The sequence below is a fragment of the Burkholderia sp. BCC1988 genome, from assembly GCF_905339895.1.
Taxonomy (GTDB): Bacteria; Pseudomonadota; Gammaproteobacteria; order Burkholderiales; family Burkholderiaceae; genus Burkholderia.
Map to the genome: position 1 here is coordinate 1 of NZ_CAJPHA010000086.1, position 457 is coordinate 457.

Annotated in this window: 1 protein-coding gene; it reads left to right on the top strand. The window is 68.3% G+C overall.

All coding sequences use genetic code 11. The features are described from left to right. A partial coding sequence (locus U4012_RS35670; protein ID WP_321804592.1) for an AMP-binding enzyme occupies positions 1-457 on the top strand: 457 nt, incomplete at both ends.

The following is a 457-nucleotide window of genomic DNA, read 5'->3' on the forward strand; positions in this document are numbered from 1 at the left end:
GACGGGCCAGGACGTGCCGAACGGGCAAGGCGGCATTCTCGTCGTCAAGCGTCCGTGGCCGGCGATGATCCGCACGATCTGGGGCGACCCGGAGCGCTTCAGGAAGAGTTATTACCCGGAAGAACTCGGCGGCACGCTCTATCTCGCCGGCGACGGCACGGTGCGCGACAAGGACACCGGCTACTTCACGATCATGGGCCGTATCGACGACGTGCTGAACGTGTCGGGCCACCGGCTCGGCACGATGGAGATCGAGTCGGCGCTGGTCTCGCACGAGCTGGTTGCGGAAGCGGCGGTGGTCGGGCGTCCGGACGACACGACCGGCGAGGCGGTGGTCGCGTTCGTGGTGCTGAAGCGCTCGCGTCCGGAAGGCGAGGAAGCGGCGGCGCTCGCGAAGGCGCTGCGCGACTGGGTCGGCAAGCAGATCGGGCCGATCGCGAAACCGAAGGACATCCGC